Annotated in this window: 21 protein-coding genes; 14 read left to right on the top strand and 7 right to left on the bottom strand. The window is 74.7% G+C overall.

Annotated elements, in window-relative coordinates; translation table 11 throughout:
- The first annotated feature begins 38 nt into the window (after positions 1–38).
- The 6 genes from ACFWJ4_RS24770 to ACFWJ4_RS24795 all read left to right on the top strand — a co-directional run bounded on the left by ACFWJ4_RS24770 (position 39) and on the right by ACFWJ4_RS24795 (position 6,325).
- Positions 39–848 (top strand): hypothetical protein, encoded by an 810-nt coding sequence (locus ACFWJ4_RS24770; RefSeq protein ID WP_359900257.1) that lies wholly within the window; start codon positions 39–41, stop codon positions 846–848.
- Between the two features lie 193 nt (positions 849–1,041).
- Positions 1,042–1,932: an ABC transporter substrate-binding protein gene (locus ACFWJ4_RS24775; RefSeq protein WP_380547062.1), complete on the top strand. Its 891-nt coding sequence runs from the start codon at positions 1,042–1,044 to the stop codon at positions 1,930–1,932.
- 31 nt (positions 1,933–1,963) lie between these two features.
- Positions 1,964–3,010 carry an amino acid ABC transporter permease gene (locus tag ACFWJ4_RS24780; RefSeq protein ID WP_380547064.1) on the top strand — a complete coding sequence of 349 codons (1,047 nt, stop codon included), beginning with the start codon at positions 1,964–1,966 and terminating at the stop codon, positions 3,008–3,010.
- Positions 3,007–3,807 carry an amino acid ABC transporter ATP-binding protein gene (locus ACFWJ4_RS24785; RefSeq protein WP_380547066.1) on the top strand — a complete coding sequence of 267 codons (801 nt, stop codon included), beginning with the start codon at positions 3,007–3,009 and terminating at the stop codon, positions 3,805–3,807. The genes ACFWJ4_RS24780 and ACFWJ4_RS24785 overlap by 4 nt, the downstream gene beginning before the upstream one ends.
- A gap of 29 nt (positions 3,808–3,836) precedes the next feature.
- Positions 3,837–5,465 (top strand): D-aminoacylase, encoded by a 1,629-nt coding sequence (locus ACFWJ4_RS24790; protein ID WP_359900263.1) that lies wholly within the window; start codon positions 3,837–3,839, stop codon positions 5,463–5,465.
- Complete coding sequence (locus ACFWJ4_RS24795) at positions 5,462–6,325, top strand: serine hydrolase (RefSeq protein ID WP_380547068.1); 864 nt, start codon at positions 5,462–5,464, stop codon at positions 6,323–6,325. The genes ACFWJ4_RS24790 and ACFWJ4_RS24795 overlap by 4 nt, the downstream gene beginning before the upstream one ends.
- A 65-nt stretch (positions 6,326–6,390) precedes the next feature.
- Here ACFWJ4_RS24795 and ACFWJ4_RS24800 read toward each other — a convergent pair whose 3' ends face one another.
- Together ACFWJ4_RS24800 and lysA are read right to left on the bottom strand one after the other, a co-directional pair.
- Positions 6,391–7,317: a LysR family transcriptional regulator gene (locus ACFWJ4_RS24800; protein ID WP_380547070.1), complete on the bottom strand. Its 927-nt coding sequence runs from the start codon at positions 7,315–7,317 to the stop codon at positions 6,391–6,393.
- Between the two features lie 9 nt (positions 7,318–7,326).
- Complete coding sequence (gene lysA / locus ACFWJ4_RS24805) at positions 7,327–8,673, bottom strand: diaminopimelate decarboxylase (RefSeq protein WP_380547072.1); 1,347 nt, start codon at positions 8,671–8,673, stop codon at positions 7,327–7,329.
- Between the two features lie 180 nt (positions 8,674–8,853).
- On the opposite strand from lysA, the gene ACFWJ4_RS24810 reads away from it, so the two are divergent.
- The 3 genes from ACFWJ4_RS24810 to ACFWJ4_RS24820 all read left to right on the top strand — a co-directional run bounded on the left by ACFWJ4_RS24810 (position 8,854) and on the right by ACFWJ4_RS24820 (position 11,621).
- Positions 8,854–9,525 (top strand): GntR family transcriptional regulator, encoded by a 672-nt coding sequence (locus tag ACFWJ4_RS24810; protein WP_380547074.1) that lies wholly within the window; start codon positions 8,854–8,856, stop codon positions 9,523–9,525.
- Positions 9,526–9,629: 104 nt separating this feature from the next.
- Positions 9,630–10,889 carry an MFS transporter gene (locus ACFWJ4_RS24815; RefSeq protein ID WP_380547076.1) on the top strand — a complete coding sequence of 420 codons (1,260 nt, stop codon included), beginning with the start codon at positions 9,630–9,632 and terminating at the stop codon, positions 10,887–10,889.
- A gap of 162 nt (positions 10,890–11,051) precedes the next feature.
- Positions 11,052–11,621 carry a Uma2 family endonuclease gene (locus ACFWJ4_RS24820; RefSeq protein WP_380547078.1) on the top strand — a complete coding sequence of 190 codons (570 nt, stop codon included), beginning with the start codon at positions 11,052–11,054 and terminating at the stop codon, positions 11,619–11,621.
- A 2-nt stretch (positions 11,622–11,623) separates the two neighbouring features.
- Here ACFWJ4_RS24820 and ACFWJ4_RS24825 read toward each other — a convergent pair whose 3' ends face one another.
- On the bottom strand, positions 11,624–13,690 hold the full coding sequence (locus ACFWJ4_RS24825) for an MDR family MFS transporter (RefSeq protein WP_380547080.1): 2,067 nt from the start codon (positions 13,688–13,690) through the stop codon (positions 11,624–11,626).
- A 293-nt stretch (positions 13,691–13,983) separates the two neighbouring features.
- Between ACFWJ4_RS24825 and ACFWJ4_RS24830 the strand changes: the two genes are divergently transcribed.
- Complete coding sequence (locus ACFWJ4_RS24830) at positions 13,984–15,489, top strand: MFS transporter (RefSeq protein WP_380547082.1); 1,506 nt, start codon at positions 13,984–13,986, stop codon at positions 15,487–15,489.
- Positions 15,486–16,127, top strand: coding sequence for a maleylpyruvate isomerase N-terminal domain-containing protein (locus tag ACFWJ4_RS24835; RefSeq protein ID WP_380547084.1), 642 nt, complete (start codon positions 15,486–15,488; stop codon positions 16,125–16,127). The genes ACFWJ4_RS24830 and ACFWJ4_RS24835 overlap by 4 nt, the downstream gene beginning before the upstream one ends.
- Before the next feature lie 88 nt (positions 16,128–16,215).
- On the opposite strand, the gene ACFWJ4_RS24840 is transcribed toward ACFWJ4_RS24835, so the two are convergent.
- Both ACFWJ4_RS24840 and ACFWJ4_RS24845 read right to left on the bottom strand, forming a co-directional pair.
- A complete protein-coding gene (locus tag ACFWJ4_RS24840; RefSeq protein ID WP_380547086.1) occupies positions 16,216–17,070 on the bottom strand; it encodes an ABC transporter permease subunit in 855 nt (284 codons plus the stop codon).
- Positions 17,067–17,990, bottom strand: coding sequence for an ATP-binding cassette domain-containing protein (locus tag ACFWJ4_RS24845; RefSeq protein WP_380547088.1), 924 nt, complete (start codon positions 17,988–17,990; stop codon positions 17,067–17,069). Before ACFWJ4_RS24845 ends, ACFWJ4_RS24840 begins: the two co-directional genes overlap by 4 nt.
- 126 nt (positions 17,991–18,116) lie before the next feature.
- Between ACFWJ4_RS24845 and ACFWJ4_RS24850 the strand changes: the two genes are divergently transcribed.
- Both ACFWJ4_RS24850 and ACFWJ4_RS24855 read left to right on the top strand, forming a co-directional pair.
- Positions 18,117–19,352, top strand: a complete 1,236-nt coding sequence (locus ACFWJ4_RS24850; RefSeq protein ID WP_380547090.1) for a sensor histidine kinase — start codon at positions 18,117–18,119, stop codon at positions 19,350–19,352.
- 50 nt (positions 19,353–19,402) lie between these two features.
- Complete coding sequence (locus ACFWJ4_RS24855; protein WP_380547100.1) at positions 19,403–20,041, top strand: response regulator; 639 nt, start codon at positions 19,403–19,405, stop codon at positions 20,039–20,041.
- 97 nt (positions 20,042–20,138) lie between these two features.
- Here ACFWJ4_RS24855 and ACFWJ4_RS24860 read toward each other — a convergent pair whose 3' ends face one another.
- Both ACFWJ4_RS24860 and ACFWJ4_RS24865 read right to left on the bottom strand, forming a co-directional pair.
- The gene (locus ACFWJ4_RS24860; protein ID WP_380547092.1) at positions 20,139–20,978 is read right to left on the bottom strand and encodes an SAM-dependent methyltransferase; all 840 of its coding nucleotides are present in this window, start codon (positions 20,976–20,978) and stop codon (positions 20,139–20,141) included.
- A gap of 145 nt (positions 20,979–21,123) precedes the next feature.
- A complete protein-coding gene (locus tag ACFWJ4_RS24865; protein WP_380547094.1) occupies positions 21,124–21,873 on the bottom strand; it encodes a hypothetical protein in 750 nt (249 codons plus the stop codon).
- Between the two features lie 454 nt (positions 21,874–22,327).
- Here ACFWJ4_RS24865 and ACFWJ4_RS24870 point away from each other — a divergent pair.
- On the top strand, positions 22,328–24,381 hold a 2,054-nt coding region (locus tag ACFWJ4_RS24870), incomplete at its 3' end, for a hypothetical protein (protein ID WP_380547096.1).

Below are 24,381 nucleotides of genomic sequence, written 5' to 3' on the forward strand. Positions count from 1 at the left end.
CCGACTGTTATGTCCGACCGAGGAAAGGGAGCGGCTGCATGCCCCGCAGGACGAAGGCCGAAGGCCGCGGGCCACGGCGGTCCCACTGGCTCAAGGCCCTGATCGCGATCGTGGTGTGCGGCGCCGCGGCGGGCGGCGTGGCCGTCTACCGGACGGTCTCCGACGAGGCCGTCGAACGCCCGGTGACCACCGACGAGGCCGGCCGGCTCGCCCTGTCGCGCCTGAACCTCTACCAGGCGAGCCCGGTGGCGGTGACGCTCACGGCCGAGGAGGGCGGGGGCGTCACCATCCGGGTCGACGGGGTCGTCGACTACCGCAACCACCGGGGGGTCGGCCGCTACCGGACCACCGGCGCGAGCGGACCGCTGGACCACGGCCTGATCGTCTGGGACACCGGCGGCCTCGGGCTGGCCCCCGACCGGGCCGGCACCGACACCGCCACCGCCCCCGCCACCGATGCCCCGGCCTGGCAGCAGGCCGAGCGCATCCCGCGCCAGGGCTGGTCACCGCGGACCTACACGGCGGACCCGCTGGATGCCGGACTGAACCTGCTGGTCCAGCTCGGCGCGGACCGCCCCGACAACCCGCTGCTGCTCGCCCAGTCCGGGGCCCGCTGGCTGGGCCGGGACCGGATCGACGGCAAGGGCTACGACCGCTTCGCCGGTCCGCGCGCCCAGGGCTCCGCGCCCGACGGCGCCCGCTCGCCGCTGACCTACTGGGTCGACGGCGACGGCGGGCTGCGCCGGGTGACGATGCGGATGCCGGGGCTGGGCACCCCCACCACCGTCGAGCTCACCGGACGCCAGGCGGACGCCAAGCTGCCGGAGGCCCCGTGGCTCACCGGCTGACCCGGCTGACCGGCTGACGGCTGACCGGTTGACCCGGCCGGTCGGGCACGGTCGGGCACGGCCGGAAGCCCGCAGGACAGGGCGGTCAGCCGTACCAAAATCGTTGGTGAGGCAGCAATGGCTTCATCATCTTCCGTTCACCCGGACCCGGCTGCCAGCATCGGCGCACCGTCACCGCCCGAGGGAGTAGCCGATGAACCGCCCCCGTTCCCTGCGCTGTCTGGCCGCACTGTCCCTGGTCGTCCTGGCCGCCACCGCCTGCGGGCGCTCCGACCAGGGCGGCTCCCCGGCCGCCGGCGCGGCGCAGGCCGGACAGAACTCCGGGAAGAGCGCCGCCGAGCTGCTCCCGGCGAAGAACAAGCAGAGCGGCGTGCTCAGAGTGGCCACCTCCGTCGGCTACCCGCCGATGGAGATGTACAAGACCGGCACCACCGAGCTGACCGGGGTCGACCCGGACCTCGCCGCCGCCGTCGCCGGGAGGCTCGGGCTGAAGCTGGAGCTCGCCAACTCCTCCTTCGACGGCCTGATCCCCGGCCTCCAGGCCGGCCGCTACGACCTGGTGATGTCCTCCATGACGGACAGCGCGCAGCGCCGCCAGGCCGTCGACTTCGTCGACTACTTCCGCACCGGCGGCGTGATCATGACGAAGAAGGGCAACCCCGAGGGCATCAAGTCCATCGAGGACCTCTGCGGCAAGAAGGTGGTCCTCGCCAAGGGCAGCTCCAACCTGGAGATCGGCGAGCAGCAGAACGCCAAGTGCGCCACCAGGATGGCGATCTCGCAGAGCGAGGACGCCCCGACCGGGCTGCTCCAGCTGGACAGCGAGCGGGCCGTCGCCACGATCGTGGACTACCCGGTGGCGCAGATGTTCGTGCAGAACAGCGGCTCCTACGAGGTGCTGCCGGACCAGTACGGCACGGCGCCGTGGGGCATCGCGGTCGCGAAGAAGGACGCCGGGCTGCGCGACGCGGTGCAGAAGGCGCTCCAGGAGCTGATCGAGAGCGGCGAGTACCGCAAGGTGCTGGACACCTACCAGGTCGGCGGCAGCGCGGTGGAGCGCGCCACCGTCAACGCGGCGCAGTGAGAACGGCGGCACCGACGAGATGAGCACCGACATGAGAGACCCCGGGATCCCCGCCGACCCCGCGACGCCCGCGCCCGCGCCCGCGCCCGCGCCCGCGACGCCCGCCTACCCCGCGACGCCCGCCCCGGCACCCCGAACGGCCGCCGCCGGCCACGTCGACGACGACCTGGCCTTCGAGGTGACCGGCCGGCCCCGCCCGGCACGCTGGTTCGCCGTGCTGGCGGCCGCCTTCGTCGCCGTCTGGCTCGCCTGGACCGTCATCGTCAACCCCAACCTGCACTGGGACATCGTCGCCAAGTACCAGTTCGACGGCGTGATCCTGGAAGGGCTCTGGGTGACGGTCCAACTCACCCTGATCTCCCAGGTGGTGGGCATCGTCATCGGCGTGGTGGCCGCGGTGATGCAGCTGTCCGACAGCCCGGTGCTGCGGACCACCGCCGGCGCGTACACCTGGTTCTTCCGCGGCACCCCGCTGCTGGTCCAGCTGATCTTCTGGTTCAACCTGGCGCTGCTCTTCCCGGAGATCAGCATCGGCATCCCGTTCGACGGGCCCAAGCTGGTCAGCTGGCAGTCCAACACCCTGATCACCGGCTTCGTGGCGGCGCTGCTCGGCCTGTCGATCAACGAGGGCGCCTACATGTCCGAGATCGTCCGGGCCGGCATCCAGAGCGTCGACCCCGGGCAGCGCGAGGCGGGCGCCTCGCTGGGCATGTCCAACCGGCAGATCCTCACCCGGGTGGTGCTGCCGCAGGCGATGCGGGTGATCATCCCGCCGTTCGGCAACCAGTTCATCTCGATGCTGAAGACCACCTCGCTGGTCTCCGTCATCGCCGGCGCCGACCTGATGACCGTCTCTCAGCACCTCTACCTCGCCAACTTCGAGGTGATCGCGCTGCTGATCGTCGCGTCCATCTGGTACCTGGTGCTCACCACCATCGCGAGCGTCGCCCAGCACGCGGTGGAGCGGAGGTTCAACCCGGCCGGCGCCCCGCCGGCGCTGCACCGCCGAGTGCTGGCCAACCTGCGCCCGGGGCGCGGCGGAGCGGGAAAGCGCGTGAAGAAGGGGGAGGTCAAGTGACGACCACGGACCTGGGGAAGCCGGCCGCCGAGGTGGTCCTGTCGGCCCGGAAGGTGCGCAAGCGGTTCGGGGACCTGGAGGTGCTGCGCGGCATCGACCTGGAGGTCCGGGCGGGGGAGGTGCTCTGCGTGATCGGCCCCTCCGGCTCCGGCAAGTCCACCCTGCTGCGCTGCTTCAACCACCTGGAGAAGATCGACGCCGGGCGGATCGAGGTGGACGGCGAACCGGTCGGCTACGAGCCGTACGGCGCCTCCGGCAACAGACTGCGCGAGCGCCGGCCGCGCGACATCCGCCACCAGCGCGAGCGGATCGGCATGGTCTTCCAGCGCTTCCACCTCTTCCCGCACCGCACCGCGCTCCAGAACGTCATGGAGGGCCCGATCGCGGTCAAGGGCCGCCCCCGCGGGGAGGCCGAGCGCCGGGCCCGCGAACTGCTCGCCCGGGTCGGCCTGGCCGACCGCGCCGACCACTACCCGGCCCAGCTCTCCGGCGGCCAGCAGCAGCGGGTGGCGATCGCCCGGGCGCTGGCCATGGAGCCGACCCTGATGCTCTTCGACGAGCCCACCTCCGCGCTCGACCCGGAGCTGGTCGGCGAGGTGCTCGGGGTGATGCGCGACCTCGCCCGCAGCGGCATGACGATGATCGTCGTCACCCACGAGATGGGCTTCGCCCGCGAGGTCGCCGACCGGGTCGTCTTCATGGACGAGGGTGCCGTCGTGGAGGCCGGCAGCCCGGCCGAGGTGTTCACCGCCCCGCGGCACGACCGCACCCGGGCCTTCCTCTCGACGGTGCTCTGATGGGAGCGATGGGACTGATGGGAGCGGACGTGACCACGACCCCGGTCGACCTGCTGCTGCGCGGCGCCACCCTGGTGGACGGCACCGGGGCGCCCGCCCGCCCGGCCGACCTCGCCGTCGCCGACGGCCGGGTCACCGTACTGCCGCCCGGCACCGCCGTGACCGCGGCCGAGACCCTGGACGTCACCGGGCGGGTCGTCACCCCCGGCTTCATCGACGTCCACACCCACTCGGACGCGCTCGCCGCCCCCTTCGGCGGCGGCACCCACACCGACGGCGACGCCCTGGACGAGCTGCGGCTGGCCCCGCTGCTCCAGGGCGTCACCACCGAGATCAGCGGCAACTGCGGGATCAGCCTGTTCCCGGCGCTGCCCGGGCGGCTGCCCGAACTGGCCGAGCACCTGCGGGTCTCCTTCGGCCTCGGACCGGTGCTGCCCGCCGAGGACTTCGACGCCTTCGCCGCCGGCCAGCGGCCCGAACTGCGCCGCAACCACATCACCTCGCTGGTCGGCCACGGCACGCTGCGCGCCGGAGTGATGGGCTTCGAGGACCGCCCGCCCACCGACCAGGAGCTGGCCGCCATGTGCGGGCTGCTCGACCGGGCGCTGACCCAGGGCGCGGCCGGACTCTCCACCGGGCTGATCTACCCGCCCGGCGTCTACGCGGACACCGAGGAGATCGTGGCCCTGGCGAAGGTCGCCGCGCGGCACGGCAAGCCGTACGTGACGCACCTGCGCGACGAGATGTCCCAGGTGGAGAAGGCGCTGGAGGAGGCGCTGGAGATCGCGGTGCGCTCCGGCGCCCCGCTCCAGGTCTCCCACCACAAGACCGCCGGGCGGCACGCCTGGGGCGCCACCCTGCGGACCCTGCCGCGCCTGGAACAGGCCCGCGCCGAGGGCGTGGACGTGCTCTGCGACGTCTACCCGTACACCGCCGGCAGCACCGTGCTGCACGCGATGCTGCCGCCGTGGACCAGCGAGGGCGGGCCGGCCGCGCTGCTGGAGCGGCTGCGCAGCAAGGAGGTGCGGGACCGGATCCGGGCGGACATCGCGCACGGCGTCGAGGGCTGGGAGAACACCGTCGGCAACGGCGGCTGGGACCTGATCTCGGTGGCCGCCGCGCCCGCCCGCCGTACGGCCGAGGGCCGCCGGATCGCCGACCTGGCCGCCGAGCGCGGCGCCGACCCGGTGGACCTCGTCTGCGACCTGCTGCTGGAGGCGCAGGGCGAGGTGACCATCATCAGCCACTCGATGCGCGAGGACGACGTCCGCCGGGTGCTGGCCAGCCCGCTGTCGATGATCGGCTCGGACGGGGTGCCCAAACCCGGCCGCCCGCACCCCCGCTGGGCGGGCAGCTTCGCCCGGGTGCTCGGTCACTACGGGCGCGAACAGGGGCTGCTGCCGCTGGAGCTCGCGGTGCACAAGATGACCGGCCTGCCCGCCGAACGGTTCCGGCTGGCCGGGCGCGGCGTGGTCCGGGACGGCGCCGTCGCGGACCTGGTGGTCCTCGACCCGGCGGCCGTCCTGGACGGCGCGACCTTCGAGCGGCCGCTGCTGCCGCCGGTGGGCGTGGAGACCGTCGTGGTGGCCGGGCGGGTCGCGGTGCGCGGCGGCCGGCCGACCGCGATCCGGGCCGGAGAGGTGGTGCGGGTCCGATGAGCCTCGCCCAGGTGGCCGCCGCCGCGCGCAGCTCCGCGGCCCTGCCGCTGACCCTCGCGGTGGCCGCCGTCGACGTGGACGCCGCCGAGGCGGACCGCGGAGTCGACGCCGGCGCGGTCGGGGTGGACGACACCGTCGTCCTGCCCGTCGCCAGCGCCTCCAAGCTGCTGCTGCTCGCCGAGGTCGCCCGGCGGCTGGAATCCGGGGAACTGACGGCCCGACAGCCGGTGGAGATCCTCCCCGAGGACGTCACCGGCGGCACCGGCCTGCTCGGCCGGCTGAGCCGCCCCGACTGGACGGTGGAGGACCTGGCCTGGCTGACCGCCGCGGTCAGCGACAACACCGCCACCAACGCCCTGCTGCGGCTGGTCGGTCTGCCGGCCACCGCCCGGCTGGCGCGCGAGCTCGGACTGGAACGGCTCACCCTGCACGACCGGGTGCGCGACGAGCGCGGGCCGGACGTCCCGCCGGTCTTCGCCACCGGCACCGCCCGCGACCTGGCCCGGCTGGTGGCCCTCGCGGTCCGGGGCACCATGGCCGGCCCGGCCGCCTCGGCCCGGCTGCTCGGCTGGATGCGCGCCAACACCGACCACGGCCTGGTGCCCGCGCTGATCGACCACGACCCGTTCGCCCCCGGCTTCCCCGCGCCGCTGCCCGGCCGCCTGCTGGTCGCCAACAAGACCGGCACGGACACCGGGGTACGGGCCGACGCGGGCGTCATCGTGGGCGCCCGCCGGGTGGCCTACGCGGTCGTCGCGCACTGGGACGTGGCGCTCGGGCCCAGCACCGAACGGGCCGCCGTGCACGCCATCCGGGACGTCGGCCGAGCCCTCGCGGCCTGGGCCCAGCGACCCGCCTGAGCCGAACCGCCCGAGCCGGCCGGCCGGTGGGCTCAACGGCCGGCCGGCTCAGGCCGTGGGGGCGCTCAGGCGCCCCACCGCATGTCCAGCAGCGACCTGATCTCCCCGGCGGCGGAGCCGAGTTCGGCGAGGAAGGCGCGCAGCACCGGATTGCGGTTGGTGGGCCGGGTGGCCACCCCGATCCGGCGGTACAGCTGCGGATGGTCCAGCCGGCACACGTGCACCCCGGCGCTGTCGGCCAGGCCGAGTGCCGGGATCAGCGCGACGCCCATGCCGGCCCGCGCGAGGTTGATGGTCACCTGGTAGTGGTCGCTGCGGCAGCGCACCCGGGGACGGAACCCCTCGGCGGCGCAGGCGCGTTCGAGCACCGGCTCGCCGGTGCTGCCGCCGTGGGTGCCGATCCAGCTCTCGCCCTCCAGCTCGGCCAGCCGCACCACCGAGCGCCGCCCGAGCCGGTGCCGCAGCGGCACCACGACCACCTGCGGCTCGTCGAAGTACATCCGCACGTCCACCGCCGCCCGGCGGCACCACGGGTCCAGCGGGTGCTCGAAGACGACGGCCGCGTCCAGCCGGCCGGCCTCCAGGTCCGGGACCAGCTCGTGCGGCTGGCCCATGATGAGTTCCAGCTCCACCTGCGGGTGCCCGGCGGCGAAGGCGGCCAGCGCCCGGGGCAGCAGGTCCAGCCCGGCGGAGGCGAAGAAGCCGATCCGCAGCACGCCGGCCGCGGCCTGGGCGTGCGCCCGCAGGTCGTCCTGGGCGACGGCCATCAGATCGGCGATCGCCTGGGCGTGCTCGGCCAGCCGGACACCCGCGGGCGTCAGGCGCAGGGACTGCGGGGCCCGTTCCGCCAGCGCGACACCCAGCTCCTGCTCCAGACGGGCGAGCTGGTGCGAGATGGCGGACGGGCTCAGGTGCAGGGCCTGTGCCGCGGCCACGATGGTGCCCCGGCGGGCGATCTCCAGGAGGACGTGCAGTCGGGCGCTGTTCAGCATCGGCCCAGGTTAGACGGCATGCGACCGCTGCGCAGCCACCGGTTCCCCGGTCGGTCGCGCCGTCCCGTCGGCGGCGGTGTCCAGCCGGAGCAGGTCGTGCTCGGTCTCCCGGCGCACCACCACGCGGGCCTCGCCGTCGCGGACGAAGACCACGGCGGGCCGCGGCAGCTTGTTGTAGTTGGACGCCATGGCGTAGCCGTAGGCGCCGGTCACCGGGGTGGCCAGCAGGTCGCCGACCCGGAGGTCGACGGGGAGCGCGGCGTCGTCGATGATCACGTCGCCGCTCTCGCAGTGCTTGCCGACCAGCCGGGCGCGCCTCGGGCGGGGCGCCTCGGGGCAGCGCGGCAGGAAGGCCTCGTAGCGGGCGCCGTACAGGGCGGGGCGCAGGTTGTCGCTCATCCCGCCGTCCACGCTGACGTAGGTGCGCACGCCCTCGATCCGCTTGACGGTGCCGACCCGGTACAGGGTCAGCCCGGCCCGGGCGGCTATCGACCGGCCGGGCTCGACGCCCACCGGGCCGCTCCAGCCGGCGCCGCGCACCGCCGCGCGGACCCGCTCGGCCCAGTCCGCGAAGGAGGGGGCGCTCTGCCCGCCCAGGTAGGCCACGCCCAGGCCGCCGCCGACGGTCAGCCGGCGCAGGCCGTGCTCCACCGCGAACCGGGCCACCGCGGCGGCGCCGTCGGCCAGCTCGGCCGGGTCCAGCACCTGGGACCCGACGTGGGCGTGGACGCCCTCCAGCCGTACGGCGGCGGAGGCCCTGGCCCGGCGCACCGCGGCCGCGGCGGCGCCGCCGGCCAGGCCGAAGCCGAACTTGGAGTCGTGGCCGCCGGTCCGGATGGCCTGGTGGGCGCCGGCCGCGACCCCGGGCGCCACCCGCAGCTGGATCCGGGCCGGGGGCAGGCCCTCCTCGTGGTGCAGCCGTTCGATCCGGTCCAGTTCGTCGAAGCTGTCCACCACGATGTGGCGCAGGCCGACGGTGAGCGCGGTGCGCAGCTCGGCCTCGTCCTTGTTGTTGCCGTGCAGCACGATCCGGTCCGGGTCGACCCCGGCGTACAGGGCGGTGCGCAGCTCGCCGCCGGAGGCGACGTCCAGCAGCAGGCCCTCCTCGGCGGCCAGGCGGGCCATCGCGGTGCACAGGAAGGCCTTGGAGGCGTAGGCGACGTTGCCCCGGCCGAAGGCGGCCACCGCCTCGCGGCAGCGGCGGCGCAGGTGCTCCTCGTCGTAGACGAACAGCGGCGTGCCGTACCGGCGGGCCGCCTCGTCCAGGAGCACCCCGCCGACGGACAGGCCCTCGGGGCGGAACTCGGCGGTGAGCGGCAGCAGGCCCGGGTCGACGGGCGACAGGGCTGGCGACACAGGGGACACGGCTTCCTCCCGGGGAGCTGGTTGGCCCCGCCCATCCTCGGTCCTGCGGAGGGGGTGAGAAAGCGCATTCTTCCGGCCCTGAGCAGTACGGAAACCGATGCTCCGTCCCGCGGACGGCCCTGTGCCGGGCCTTGCATCTAAGCTTGCATCTATGGTGCTACGGTGTGGTCCATGGCCGACACCCCGCCTCCCGCCCGCGTCCCGGTCCCCGCCCGCGTCCCGGCCGCGGACCGCGCGTACGAACTGACCAAGGACCTCATCCTCGGCGGCGGCCTCCCCGGCGGGACGCTGATCAGCGAGGGCGAGATCGCCGAGCGCACCTCGCTCAGCCGCACCCCGGTCCGGGAGGCCTTCCTGCGGCTCCAGGCCGAAGGACTGCTCCAGCTCTTCCCCAAGCGCGGAGCCGTCGTGGTGCCGGTCGGCCCCGGCGAGGCCGAGGACGTGCTGGAGCTGCGCGAGGCGCTGGAGAGCACCGCGGTACGCCGGATCACCCGCCGCGCCGAACCGCTCGACGACCTGCTGCGGCAGCTGACCGACCTGATCGACCAGCAGCGCGAACCCGCCCGCCGGGCCGACCTCGGCGCCTTCGCCGACGCCGACGAGGCCTTCCACCGGGGCATCGTGACGGCCTCCGGCAACGCGCTCGCCGAGCGCTTCTACGGGACGCTGCGCGACCGCCAGCGGCGGATGGCCGTGCAACTGCTCCAGGTGCGGCCGGAGCGGCGGCCGCAGCGGCTGGCCGCGCTGGTCGAGGAGCACACCGCGCTGGTCGAGCGCATCGCGGCCCGCGACGCCGCCGGCTTCACCGAGGCGCTGCGCGCCCACCTGGACGCGCACCGCTGAGCCACTGCACCGCTGAGCCACTCCTCCCCTCTCCTCCCGCGCGGCGACGGCCGCGCACCCCGACGGACCGCCGGGACCACCATCCGACAAGGAGCAGCACCACCATGAGCACCACCCGGCCACCGTCCGCCGGTCCCGTCGCGCCCACCGGTCGGGGGAGGCCCTGGCTGGTCGCGGCCCTGGCCATGCTCTGCTGCGGCTGGGGCGGCAACCAGTTCACCCCGCTGCTGCTGATGTACCGCCACCTCGGCGGCTACTCCGAGGTCACCGTCGACGCCTTCCTGGGGGCCTACGTTCTCGGACTGGTCCCCGGACTGCTGGTCGGCGGCGCGGCCTCGGACCGCTACGGGCGCCGTCCGCTGATGATCGGCGCGGTCGTCGCCTCGCTCGCCGCCAGCGGTGTGCTGTGCGGCGGCGTCACGGGTGAACTCCCCATCTACGCCGGGCGGTTCCTCACCGGCACAGCCGTCGGCATCGCGATGGCCGTCGGCACCAGCTGGGTCAAGGAGCTCTCCCAGGCCCCGCACGACCCGGCCGCCGACCAGGGCGCCGGCGCCCGCCGCGCCTCCCTCGCCCTCACCGTCGGCTTCGGCCTCGGCGCCGGCGTGGCCGGCGCCCTCGCCCAGTGGGGCCCCTGGCCGATGGTCACCCCGTACCTCGCCCACCTGCTGGTCACCCTGCCCGCGCTGTTCCTGCTCCCGAAGGCCGTCGAGACCCGGGCCCGCTCGGCCGCCGTCCGCAGCCTCTGGGCCGACCTCAAGGTCCCGGCGGCCGGGCACCGGCGCTTCCTGCGGGTGGTCCTGCCGATGGCCCCGTGGGTGTTCGGCTCGGCCGGCGTCGCGTACGCGGTGACCCCGCAGCTGGTCGGCGACCGGCTCGGCGACTGGTCGCTGGCCTACGCGACCCTGCTGACCGTCCTCACCCTCGGCACCGGCGCCCTGGTCCAGCCCCTCGCCAAGCGCCTGGACTCGCTGAACTCGGCGCGCGGCGTCGTCGTCTCCATGGTGCTGATGGCCTGCGGCATGGCCGTCTGCGCCGGCGACGCGGCGGTGCGCTCCCCGCTGCTCGGCCTCGGCGGGGCGGTCCTCCTCGGCGCCGCCTACGGCATCGGCGTCGTCTCCGGGCTGCTGGAGATCCAGCGCCTCGTCACCCCCGACGACCTGGCCGGCATCACCGGCGTCTACTACGCCCTCTGCTACTCCGGCTTCCTGCTGCCCGCCGTGCTCGCGGCGCTCTCCTCGCTGGCCTCCTACACCGTGATGCTCTCGGCGGTGACCGCCCTCGCCCTCGCCAGCCTCGCCGTGATCGCCTTCTCCTCCCGCCGCACCGCCCCCGCCCCGATCCCGGCGGAAGCCTCCCGCTGACCCCACCACCGCCGCCGCCCCCGCCCGTTCCCGGGCGGGGGCGCAGAACGCTCTGCGAACCGGAAACCCACGGACATGAGCGGTCAGGGCACGTCCAATTCCGGTCGGTCGGCCGGACGGTGGCATGGTCTGAGGGAGAATCACGGAGGAAGGAGACAAGTTGTGAGTACGGCACCCCACGTCCCTGGCGACTACAGCACCGTCAGCGACCCCGAGAAGGCGTTGAAGTATGCGATCCGGCACATCGCGGGCGACCGGACCGAGATCATCGAGGGAGTCATCACCCCTCTGTCGCCGTCATGGGCGCACGAGTCCGCTGCCGAGTTCGTCCGTCGTCAGCTCGGGCCTCGGATGGACGAACTCGACCTGGTGTCCGGTTCCGGCAATCTCGATCTGCCCGGTAGCGAGAACTGGTACATCCCGGATCTGGCCATCGTGCCCGCCGAACTCGCGATGAAGACCGAGGGCGCGCTGCTGCCCGATCAGACCCTCCTGATCGTCGAGGTCAGTTCTCCGTCGAACGCGGAGACCGACCGCGTCGTCAAGCGCCGCCGCTACGGTCAGTACGGCGCCCCGTTCTACCTCCTCATCGACCGGCAGAACCGCAGCTGCACCCTGTACAGCGAGCCGACCCGTCTCGGCTACGCCGCAGAGAGCGGGCCGCACCCCTTCGGCACGCCCGTTCTCCTCCCGGCGCCCTTCGACCTGGAGCTCGACACCTCCCGGCTGTAGGGCTAGACCTTCGCGTCGTCCTTGGGGCGGGCGTGGGCGGGGAGGCCGTTGGCGAGGTCCTCGACCAGGAGGCGCCAGGCGATGGCGTCGGCGGCGGCGCGCAGTTGGGGGCTGCGGGGGCGGCCGGCGTCGGCGTCGAGGCGGGCGTTGAGCCAGTCGGACCAGGCGTGGGCGAGGGTGCGGACCTCGTGGGTGCCTGCCTCGGTGGGGGAGAGGGCGTCGCCCTCGCGCAGGAGGTAGCCCTCGGCGGCCATCCGGTCGAAGACCGGCTCCAGGACCTCGGGCGGCACCCGTTTGCGGGCGGCGATGAGGTCGAGCGAGGCGTGGCCGACGGCCTTGGTGTGGCCGGCCACCTCCATCAGCGCCCAGGCCCCGGCCAGGTCCACCCGGGCGCCGGCGCCGGCGACGATCGTCCGGACGGCGTCGAGGTCCACCTCGCGTACGATCCGGCAGACCGAGTACTCCAGGTGCGGGTCGGAGTCGGCGGTGGTCGGCTGGGCGAAGGCCTCGCCCATGTCGGTGGAGCCCGCCCGGGCGGTGTCGCGCAGCTGCACCTGTTTGAGGAAGAGCGACACCACGAAGCCGATGACGGCCACCGGGATGGTCCACAGGTACACGGTGTGCAGGGCGTCGGAGTAGGCCTGGACGATCGGCGCGGCCTGGTCGGCGGGCAGCTGGTGCAGGCCCTGGGGGCTCTGCGCGGCCTGGCTGAGCACGGCCGGGTCGGCGCCGGTCAGCCGGGCGGCGGTGGCGATCCCGTCGGCGAGTTCGGTCTGCAGGCTGTTGGCGTAGATGGTGCCGAACACCGCGGTGCCGAAGGAGCTGCCGATGGTGCGGAAGAAGGTCACCCCGGAGGTGGCGGTGCCGAGGTCGGCGTAGTCGACGGTGTTCTGCACGGCGATGGTGAGCACCTGCATGCTCAGCCCGATGCCGACGCCGAGCACGAACATGTAGAGCGAGGCCAGCGCGGGTCCGGTGTCGGGCTCCAGCCGGGACAGCAGGTAGAGGCCGAGCGCCATCACCGCCGTGCCGACGATCGGGAACACCCGGTACTTCCCGGTCTTGCTGACCGCGTTGCCGCTGGCGATCGAGGCGATCAGCAGACCGATCACCATCGGCAGCGTCCGCACGCCGGAGACGGTCGCCGAGTCGCCGTCCACGTACTGGAGGAAGGTCGGCAGGAAGGTCAGCGCGCCGAGCATGGCGAAGCCGACGATGAAGCTGAGCACCGAGCAGACCGTGAACACCGGGTTGCGGAACAGCCGCATCGGCAGCATCGGTTCGACGGCCCGGGTCTCCACCCAGCAGAACAGGCCGAGCGCCAGCGCGCCGCCGACGAACAGGCCGATGATCACCCCGGAGCTCCAGGCGTACTGGTTGCCGCCCCAACTGGTCGCCAGGATCAGCGCGCCGGCGCCGGCCGCGACCAGCACGATGCCCAGGTAGTCGACGACCGGGCGGGTCGCCGAGCGGACCGAGGGGATGGTCCGGGCGGCCAGGGCGACCACCACGACCGCGATCGGCACGTTGACGTAGAACGCCCAGCGCCAGGACAGGTGGTCGGTGAACAGCCCGCCCAGCAGCGGCCCGATCACCGTGGCCACGCCGAACACCGCACCGATCGCGCCCTGGTACTTGCCGCGCTCGCGCAGCGGGATGACGTCCGCGATCAGCGCCATGGAGGTGACCATCAGGCCGCCCGCGCCGAAGCCCTGCACGGCGCGCCAGGCGATCAGCAGGGTCATGTCGGTGGCCAGGCCGCACAGGAACGAGCCGCCGACGAAGACGATCGCCGAGACCTGGAACAGCAGCTTGCGCCCGTACAGGTCGCCGAACTTGCCGGCCAGCACGGTGGCCACCGTCTCGGCCAGCAGGTAGGACGTCACCACCCAGGACATGTGCGCGGCCCCGCCGAGGTCCGCGACGATGGTGGGCAGGGCGGTGCCGACGATGGTCTGGTCGAGGGCGGCCAGCAGCATGCCGAGCACGATGGTGGCGAAGACGACGTTCCGCTGCCGGACGTCCAGCACCGGCGGGGCGGAGGGCGGGGTCTCGGTGGCGACGGTCATGCCGTCAGCCTCCGGGGTGAGGGCGGCGGTCGCGATCCGGTTCGGCCGTTCGGGTGAGGACGGGCGGCGGCGGTCCGGACGGCGCCCCGAGTGCCTGCCCGAGCGGTGGCCCGAGTGCCGGCCCGAGTGCAGGCCCGGGCGGTGGCCCGGGTGGCGGCCCCGGGAGGCCCGGGCGACGATGGGCCGAACGAAGCCGACCGAAGTCGACCGAAGCCGACCGACGACGGGCCGAACGAAGCCGACCGGCGATCATCCACCGACCCGGACGCCCCGGCCCCGGGAAGAGGCTCCCCATGAACGCCGACCCCCCGCGCAGCAGCGTGCACCCGTCCCGGCCCGGCGCCACCGCCGTGGGCGCCCGAGCCGCCACCCGGCGCTGGCGGGCGCTCGCCGTCTGCCTGGTCGCCGGCTTCATGACCCTGCTGGACGTCAGCATCGTCAACGTCGCCCTGCCGACGGTACGGGCCGGGCTGCACATGTCCGACAGCGGCCTGCAGTGGGTGCTCAGCGGCTACGCGCTGGCCTTCGGCCTGGTGCTGGTGCCCGCCGGGCGGCTCGGCGACGCGCGCAGCCGACGGGCCGTCTTCCTCGCCGGGCTGGCACTGTTCACCGTGGCCAGCGCGCTCGCCGGGGCGGCGCAGAGCCAGGAGTGGCTGGTGCTGGCCCGGCTGTTCCAGGGCGCGGCCGGCGGGGTGCTGGTGCCGCAGGTGTCCGGCTTCATCCAGGTGCTGTTCCAGGGCGCCGAGCGCGGCCGGGCCTTCGGCGCGCTCGGCGCCACCATCGGACTGTCCACCGCGGTGGGGCCGCTGCTCGGCGGGCTGCTGATCCACCTGGTCGGCCCGCAGGACGGCTGGCGCTGGGTGTTCCTGGTCAACCTGCCGATCGGCGTCGCCGTGCTGCCGATCGCCCGCCGGCTGCTCCCGGCGCCCCCGCCCGCCGACCAGCGGGCCGGGCACCGGGACTTCGACCCGGTCGGCGTGCTGCTGCTCGGCGCCGGGACGGTCGCGCTGCTGCTGCCGTTCGTCCAGGCGCAGCAGTGGCACGGTTCGGCCCGCTGGCTGCTGCTGCCGCTGGCGGCGGTGCTGCTCGCGGCCTTCGTCGGCTGGGAACTGCACTACGGGCGGCGGCGCGAACCGCTGGTGAGCATGGCGCTGTTCGCGGTGCGGCCGTACGCGGCGGGCACGCTGCTGTCGCTGGTGTACTTCGCCGGGTTCACCGCGATCTTCTTCATCTTCACGCTCTACCTCCAGGCGGGCCTGCACTACTCGGCGCTGACGGCGGGCCTGGCGATCACGCCGTTCGCGGTCGGCTCGGGGGTGTCCGCGGCGGTGGGCGGGCGCCTGGTGAGCCGGCTGGGGCGGCGGCTGGTGGTGGCCGGACTGGTGCTGGTGCTGACCGGGCTGCTGGCCTCGGCGCTGGCGGTGCAGCTGTGGTCGGGGCCCCGGGTGGGCTGGACGACGGCTCTGCCGCTGCTGGTCGCCGGGGTGGGCAGCGGGCTGGTGATCGCCCCGAACCAGACGCTGACCCTCCAGCAGGTGCCGGTGGCCCGGGCGGGCAGCGCGGGCGGGGTGATGCAGACCGCGCAGCGGGTCGGCTCGGCGGTGGGCATCGCCGTCGTCGGCTCGGTGTTCTTCGCCCACGCGGCCGGCCCCCGCCCGGACTGGGCAATGGCCTTCCAATTGGGCGTGACGGTGGCGGCCGGGCTGGTGCTGACGGCGCTGCTGGTGGCGGTCGCCGACATGGCCTCGGGCCGGGGCGGCTTCCGGGCCGCCGGGCCGCGGGTGGGGAACGGGCCGTGACGGGCGCCCGGACGGCCTTCCTGGCCGCCGCCGGTACGGCCGAGGAACTCCTGCGCCGCCCGGAGGTGGCCCGGGCCTGGCAGCGGCCGAGCGCGTTGGCGCGGTGGAGCGTCGGCGGGCTGGCCGGGCACCTGGCCTACCAGGTCCTCTGCCTGCCGGAGCTGCTGGCCGCGGCCGTGCCGGCCGAGCCGGTGGTCGGCCTGCTGGAGTACTACGCCCGCTCGGCCTGGGTCGGTGCCGCGCTCGACGCGGACGCCAACGTGCGGATCCGGCAGGGCAGCGAGGCCTTCGCGGCCGACGGTCCGGCCGCGCTGCACCGCCGGCTGGCCGCCGTGCTGCCGGAGCTCGCGGGCACGCTCGCGGCGGCGGCCGGCACCCGGCCGGTCCGGCTGCCGTTCTGGGGCCCGTGGTCGCTCACCCTGGACGACCTGCTGGCCACCCGGACGATGGAACTGGCCGTCCACGGCGACGACCTGGCGGTCAGCGTCGGAGTGCCGGGCCCCGAACTCCCGCCGGAGGCCTTCGAGTCCGTCGTCGTCCTGCTGACCCGGCTGGCCGCCCGGCGACACGGCCGGGCGGCGGTGCTGCGGGCGCTCAGCCGGGCGGAGCGGGCGCCGGGGAGCATCGCGGCGTTCTGAGCGCCCCCGCTCGGGGCCATCCGGTGCTGGGCTCTCCGCTGCGGGGTTCTCCGCCGCGGGCCTTCCGCTCCGGGCGCCCTCCCGGCCGTCAGTGGTCCCGACGGTGGACCGCGAACGCGGCGACCGCCACCGAGGCCAGCGACCACACCGCGAAGGTGACCCAGGCGCCCGTGACGGTGGCCGGGTACTCGGACGGGCGCATTCCCGCCAGGGTGGTCCGGGCCAGCCGCTGCCAGGCGGGCATCGGCAGGGCGTGCAGCAGGTCGGCGCTCCAGCGGTAGCGCTCGGTGACCAGCGAGGGGAGGAAGAACAGCACCACGACGGTGCCCACCACGGCGCCCGCGCTGTGCCGGATCAGGGTGCCGAGGCCGAGCCCGACCAGGGCGCAGACCGGGCCGAACAGCACCGCCGCCGCGACGTACCGCAGCGCGGCCGGGTCGGTGACGGACTGTCCGATGCCGGTCCCGGCCAGGATCGCCTGGCTCCCGCCGAAGGAGATGCCGACGGTGAGCACCCCGTAGCCGAACAGCACGGCGGCCAGCACGCAGGCCTTGGCGAGGATCACCGCCCGGCGGTCGGGCACGGCCGCCAGGGTGGTGCGGATCAGCCCGGTCGCGTACTCGCCCGCGATGACGATCGCGCCGAGGCCGCCCGCGACCAGCATCAGGATGTCGGCGGAGACGAGGTTGAAGGCGTCGTTCAGCGCGATCCGCGCCATGACCGCCGGATCGCCTTCGCCCGGCGTCCAGTGGTCGCGGGTGTACACCGCGGACTTGAGGCTGGCGGCGATGCTCGCCAGGGCGCCGAGGCCGAGCACCCAGGGGATCGAGCGCAGTGACCAGAACTTGATCCACTCGGCGGCCAGCAGGTCGCCGAAGCGGGCGCGCGGCTCGGTGGCGGCGCCGGTGGGCTCGGTGGCGGTGCGGGTGGGCAGGGTGTTCATCGGGGCTCTCCGGCGAGGTATTCGACGCTGTCGGCGGTCAGGTCCATGAACGCCTCCTCCAGGGAGGCGCCGCGGGTGGTCAGGGCGTGCAGCAACAGGCGCTGTTCCAGGGCGAGTTCGCCGATCCGGGTGGCGTCCAGGCCGCTCACCGCGAGGGTGCCGTCCGGGCCGGGCCGCACGGCCGCGCCCGCCGCCGTCAACACGGCCGCCAGCCGGTCGGGTTCGGCGGACCGGACGGTGACGGCGGCCCGGCCGGCCCGGGCGGCGAACCCGGTGAGGCTCTCGTCGGCGAGCAGTCGGCCGCGTCCGATCACCACCAGGTGGTCGGCGGTGTGCTCCATCTCCGCCATCATGTGGCTGGAGACGAACACCGTGCGGCCCTCGTCCGCGAGCCGCCGGAACAGCCCGCGCACCCAGAGCACGCCCTCCGGGTCCAGCCCGTTCAGCGGCTCGTCGAACAGCAGCACCGGCGGGTCGCCGAGCAGCGCACCGGCGATGCCCAGGCGCTGGCGCATCCCCAGCGAGTAGCCGCCGATCCGGCGCCCGGCCGCCGCGGCGAGCCCGACCTCCTCCAGCACCTGATCGACCCGCGCGGCCGGGATCGCGTTGGCGCGGGCCAGCGCCCGCAGGTGGGCCCGGCCGGTGCGCCCGCCGTGCACGTCGCCCGCGTCGAGCAGCGCACCGGCGTGCCGCAGTCCGCGCGGCCGGCCGGCGAAGGGCACGCCGGCCACGGTGGCGGTGCCCGCGGTGGGGGTGTTGAGGCCCAGGATCATCCGCAGCGTGGTGGACTTGCCCGCGCCGTTGGGCCCGAGGAAACCGGTCACGGTGCCCGGCCGGACGGTGAAGGAGAGGCGGTCGACGGCGGTGCGGACGTGCCGGCCGCGGCCGTAGCGCTTCGTCAGTTCGGTAACTTCGATCATGGGGTCCACGGTGCCCGGGGGAACCGGTCGGGCGCATCGGACCGGCGTCGACACCGCAGGTCACCCGCGGTCGTACAACCAGGGTTGGATGACGGCGGGCGGCGGCCGTCGCTACGATCTTGAACCATGCCCTCGACCCCTTCCCCGCCGCTGTTCCGGCGCGTCCCGCCCGAGATCTGGGTCGCTCTCGCCTGGTGCGCGGCCGCCGGTTACCCCGCCGTACGGCTCGGCGGCGCCGCCGCGCAGCACCCCGGCGCCGCCGCGCACGGCGGCTGGGCGTTCACCCTGGCCGACACGGTGCTCGCCTTCGCGGGCGCGGCGCTGGTGCGGCGGCTGCCGGTGCTCTCGGTCGCCCTGCTGCTGGTCGCCGCGTTCACCGAGACCGACGGCTGGGCCGGCGGCGCCCAGGTGCCGCCCGGTGCGCTGCTGGCCGTGGACACCGCGCTCTGCCTGATCACCGCCGACCGGCCCCGGCGCAGCTCCCGGGCCGCGTTCGCGCTGGTCATGGTCTTCCTGGTGCTGCACATCGGCCTGGTGCGCGGCAGCACGGTGGGCATCTTCACCGGCACCCACATCGGCTCGGCCGACGGCGCCGCGCTGCTCGCACTGGTCGCCTGGCTGGTCGGCCGTTCGGTGCGGCAGAACCGGGAGCACGCCGAGGCGCTCAGCGCCCGGGCGGCCGAGGAGGCGGTCACCGCCGAACGGCTGCGGATCGCCCGCGAGATGCACGACACCGTCGCGCACAGCCTCGGCATCGTCGCCCTCCAGGCCGGGGCGGCCCGCCGGGTGATCGACCGTCGGCCGGAGCGGGCCGCGCAGGCGCTGGGCGAGATCGAGGCCGCCGGGCGGGAGACCCTGGCCGCGCTGCGCCGGATGCTGGTCGCGCTGCGGCGGGCCGACGGCGAGGCCTCGGCGACGCTGTCGCAGGGCCTGGCCGACCTCGACCGGCTGGCCGGGGCGACCACGGCGGCGGGGGTGCGGGTGGAGGTCCGGCGGCACGGCGAGCCGGGGCCGCTGCCGCCGGAGGTCGACCTCGCGGCCTTCCGGATCGTCCAGGAATCGGTCACCAACGTGGTGCGGCACGCGGATGTCGACGCCTGCGTGGTGGCGGTGGACCACCGGACGGCGGGGGAGCTGTCCGTCGAGGTCACCGACCGGGGGCGGGGCCGGGGCCGGGTGCCCGGGTCCGGGTTCGGGCTGGCCGGGCTGCGGGAGCGGGTCGTCCTGCTGCGCGGGGAGTTCGAGGCCGGGCCGCTACCCGGCGGCGGCTTCCGGGTGGCCGCCCGGCTGCCGGTGCCGGTCTCCGGGCCGGTGACGGTGTCGGTCTCCGGGTCGGTCCCGGTCGAGGGGGCGGGCGCGTGATCCGGGTGGTGCTGGCGGACGACCAGCCGTTGGTGCGCGCCGCGCTGGAGATGGTGATCGCGGAGACGGACGACGTCGAGGTGGTGGGCGAGGCGGGCACCGGGGCGGAGGCCGTCCGGCTGGCCGCCGAACTGCGGCCGGACGTCGTGGTGATGGACATCCGGATGCCCGGTATGGACGGCATCGAGGCCACCCGGCTGGTGACCGCCGACGGCGGGCCGACCCGGGTGGTGGTGCTCACCACCTTCGACGAGGACGAGCACGTGTACGCGGCGCTGCACGCGGGGGCGTCCGGCTTCCTGGTCAAGGACATGGCGCTGGACGACATCCTCGGCGCGGTGCGGGTGGTCGCCGCCGGGGACGCGCTGATCGCGCCGGGCGTCACCCGGCGGTTGATCGGGGCGTTCATCGCCGGCCGCCCGCAGAGGCCCGGGGGCGGTGGGCACGCCCCGGCCGCCGCCGCGGTGGCGGCCGAGCGGCGGCTGGCGGCGATCACCGGGCGCGAGCGGGAGATCCTCACCCTGGTCGGCCGGGGTCTGTCCAACACCGAGATCGCCGCCGAACTGGTGCTCAGCATCGCGACCGTCAAGACCTACATGACACGGCTGCTGGCCAAGCTCGACGCCCGGGACCGGGTGCAGCTGGTCATCCTGGCCTACGAGGCGGGCCTGGTCTCCGTGTCCGCTTGAACGGGCCTGCCTTTAACGGGCCTGCTTTAACGGGCCCGGCCGGTCGGCCGGGCCCGTCGCAGAAACGATTCGGCACTCGATCACGAGGAGCCGGAGCTCAGCGCTTGACCGCCACGCCCGCGTACATCGCGATGTCCCGGTCGCGGACGGGCGGGGCGTCGGCGTCCGGCCGCCAGTTGTGCACCAGCGTGACGCCCGGGTCGAGCAGCTCGTAGCCCTCGAAGAACGCCTCGGCCTCGGCCTTGTCGCGGATCTGGAGCGGGATGCCGCGCGCGTTGTACTCGCGGCCGACGCCACCCACGCCCACCGGGTCAGTGTCACCCGTGAAGACCGTCAGGGCGAGGAAGCTGCCGGGGGCCAGGGCGTCCATGAATCGGCGCACGATGCCCTGCGGGTCGTCCTCGTCCAGCACGAAGTGGACGATCGCGATCAGCGACAGCGCCACCGGCTGCGAGAAGTCGAGCACCTCGCGCAGCCGGGGGTTGTTGATGATCGACTCCGGGTCGCGGAAGTCGGCGTCCACGTAACAGGTGCGGCCCTCGGGCGTGCTGTCCATCAGGGCCCGCGCGTGGGTCAGCACGATCGGGTCGTTGTCCACGTACCCGACCCGGGCCTCGGGGGCGATCGCCTGGGCGATCTCGTGCAGGTTCGGCGAGGTCGGGATGCCGGTGCCGACGTCCAGGAACTGCCGCACGCCGTACTGCTCGGCGAGTCGGCGCACCGAGCGCTGCATGAAGTCGCGGGTGGTGCGCATCGAGATCGGCAGCGACGGCCAGGCCTGCACCGAGGCGTGCGCCGCGACCCGGTCCGCCTCGAAGTTGGTCTTGCCGCCGATGAGGTAGTCGTAGACCCGGGCGGAGTGCGGAACGTCCATCCGCAGGTCCACCGATGGGTAATCCTCGTGCGGACTGCGCTCCGCCCGGATCTCGTTCGCCATGCTCGTTCTCCCGTTGCTGGGCGTCCGTCAGCGACCGCCGAGGTGGCGGCCCATGGTGCGCATGGTAACGGTCGACCGGTGCGGCGGAATGACGGGCCCTCAGGCCCGCACCTCCGGGTGCTTCGGGCCCGTGCCTCCAGGTGTCTCAGGCCCGCGCCTCCGGGTGCTTCGGGTCGAGCGCGGCGGCGCCCGGCTGACGGGGGACGGCGGCGGACCCGGCGTCGCCCCGGCCGTGCGCCGCCAGTTCGAGTGCGGCGCCTATCCACGCGATGCCGAAGGCCCACGTCGCCAGCCACTCGCACAGGTACAGCGGCCGCACCGACCAGCCCGAGCCGAGGCCCGCCACCCCGGCCAGGACGGAGAGCGCCAGGGCGACCAGGATCACCACCCCGGCCACCAGGTAGGCCGTGCTCACCCGGGCCGGCTGGGTGGAGCGCGGATTGCGGAAGGAGTGGAGGCAGAACATCGCCAGCATGACGAACAGCAGGCCGGCGAAGACCAGGTGGAACACTCCGACGGTGCGCTGGACGCCGGAGGCGCCCGCCGGGGCCGTCGGGCACAGCGCGACCCCGACCGCGAAGAACCCGGCGGCCGTGCTCCAGCGGTCGTCCCGGCGGTCGAAGCGGTAGCAGATCAGGAACACCCCGAGGGCGCACAGTCCGCCGACGAAGAGGTTCCGGGTGTCGGTGTAGTAGGCGGCGCTCATCGAGCCCGGCCAGAAGTCGTCGGTGCCGCGCCCCGTCACCTCGGCGGCCAGCCAGTTGCCGAACGGCAGGGCCGGCGGCAGCAGGACGCCGATCAGGCCGACGCCGAGGCGAAGGATCGCGATGGTTCGAACGTCCTGGATGCTCCGCCGGACACCGGGGGAGTTCTGCGTGCGCGAGTCGTGGGTCACGGACGCCTCCTTGCCTTTCCACGGGCTCCTCGGCCCGCTGTTCCTCCGGTCGCGGGGGACGGGGTGGGGCGGCGTCGGACGGGCGCCGCCGCACACCTGAGCGACCGTCACCTTGTGTACCCGCATCGGCGTTCGAAGCACCACCGATTTGAGCGGTTTACGCCCTCAATGACCGTCCGGAGAACCTCGGGTCACCATCCACCACGGCCGTGACGGCTCCACCGGTTCAACTCCCCCGCGGAGAGCCGGGAAGGCGGCTGCCACCAGCCCAATCGTCACCGACCGAGCGGGAATTGATTCGTGCGATTCCCTTCCGATCGGCGATCGGATCTGACAGCATCGTCCGCTGTCCGGTCGCCGGTGACCCGTGCACCGGTGACCCGTGCGCCGCCGTGCGCCGTGTCCACCCCGGCCGATCGGCGGCCGCCGTCCCGCTGCGCCTCGTGGAGGAACCGTGACCACCAAGGCCGACCCCGCCGGGACCGCCCTCCGTCCGGCCCGCTGGGTCCGCACCCGGCTGCGCGCCGGCCCCTCGGCGGCCCTGCTGACGGCCGCCCTCGCCTTCGTCACCGTCCTGCTGACCGTGGCCGTCCCCCGCGTCACGGACCGGAACGCGGACGCGGCGCTGCGGGACTTCGTGCGCCAGAGGGGCATCCACGCGACCAGCCTGCACTTCGCCTCCAAGGCCCGCCCGACCGACACCGCCGCCGCCCTCGACGCCGTCGACCGGGACATCGTGGCGCGCGTCGGCGCGACGGTGGCGCCGGCACCGGACCGCCTGGCCCACGGCACCAGGACCGAGACGAACCCGGTGTACAACCCGGGCTACCACCGGGTGAGCCAGGACATCCCGCCCAGGATCCTGCTGATCCGGCTGCAGGGCCTCGCCGACCGCGTCACCCTGACCGAGGGCAGCTGGCCCGGCCCCGCCGCGGCCGGCGCCCCGGTGCCGACGGTGGTGAGCCGGGAGGCCGCCGAGGCGATCGGCATCAAGGTCGGAGACGTCCTCGACAACGGCAGCAGCGGCCCCGACCGCCGACGGACCACCGTGGTGACCGGCATCTACCGGCAGAACGACCCGTCGGACCCGTTCTGGGTCGGCATCGGCTGCCCGAACCGCCCCTGCCTGGGGCTCGACGCGGAGCACGGCAACTGGCAGGAGGTCACCGGCTTCGTCGACGACGGCAGCGTGGGCGCGCTGACCGCCTGGAGCCCGTCCGTCCAGAACTTCTGGCGGGTTTCCGTCGACCCCGCCCCGCTGCGCGCCGACCGTCTGGAACGGACCCGCGCCGCCGTCGCGCCCCTGCTGGCCGGGCCGGAGGCCGACGCGCTGGTCACCGCGACCGGGCGCGCCGACCTGCGGGTCGTCTCGACGCTGCCAGTGGTCCTCACCTGGGCGGCCGAGCGCTACCGGGCCGCGATGGCGCTGGGCGCGGTCGGCCCGGCCGGCGTCGCGGGCGTCGCCGCCGTGGTGCTCTGCCTGGCCGCCGCGCTCGGCACCGACCGGCGCGCCGCCGAACTGCGGCTGCTCCGGGCCCGTGGCTGCTCGCGCGGCGGGGTGCTGCTGCGGCTGCTCGGCGAGAGCGCGGTGACGGTCCTGCCCGCCGCGGTACTCGGAGCGGTGCTCGCCCTGGTGCTGGTGCCCACCCCCCGGTGGGGCTTCGCGGTGGCGGCCGGCCTGGTCGCCACCCTGTTCGCCCTGCTCGCCTTCCCGGTGCGCGCCGCCCTGCTCCGGACGCACCCCCGGCGGACCGGGCCCTGGCGCCGGCTGATCGGCGAAGTCGCGCTGCTGGCCGTCACCGCGGTGGCGGTGGCCGAGGTCCGCCGACGCGGCGTCGGCCACCCCGGCCGGGGAGCGGATCCGCTGCTGGTGGCCGCGCCGCTGCTGCTCGCCGTCGCCGGCGGGCTGCTGCTGGCACGGATCGAGCCTGTGGTGATCGGCCGACTGGCCGCCCTGGCCCGCCGGGGCCGCGGCCTGATCGGCTTCCTCGGCCTCTCCCGGGCCTCCCGCGACCACTCCGGCCGGCGCCGGCCCTCCGCGCTGCCGCTGCTCGCCCTGCTGATCGCCGTCACCGCGACCGGCTTCGGCGCCACCCTGCTCGACGCGGTGGACCGCGGCAGGCTGAGCGCCGCGCGCCTCGCGACCGGCGGCGACGTCGCCGTCTCCGTCCCGGGCTACGCGACCCTGCCGGAACCGTTCCTCAAGGCCGCGGGCGACCTTCCGCAGACCCGGGGCGCGACGGCGGTCCGGGTGGACCCCCGGGCGCTGTTCGTCGGCGCCGACGCGAACAACTACACCAAGGTGACCCTGGTGGTCGCCGAGCCGACCGCGTACGCCGAGATCGCCCGCACCCTCGGGGCCGGCGAGTTCGACCCGGCGAAGCTCGCCGGCACCCCCGGCGGCCCGGACACCCCGGTGCCCGCGCTGTTCAGCCGCGACCTGGCCGCGCGGCTGGGCGCCGGCGCACCGACGGTGCACCTGTCCACCGCGAGCGAGCTGCGCACCAC

Origin of the sequence: Kitasatospora sp. NPDC127067, from assembly GCF_042724755.1 — a bacterium.
In the GTDB taxonomy this organism is placed as follows: Bacteria; Actinomycetota; Actinomycetes; order Streptomycetales; family Streptomycetaceae; genus Kitasatospora; species Kitasatospora lactacystinica.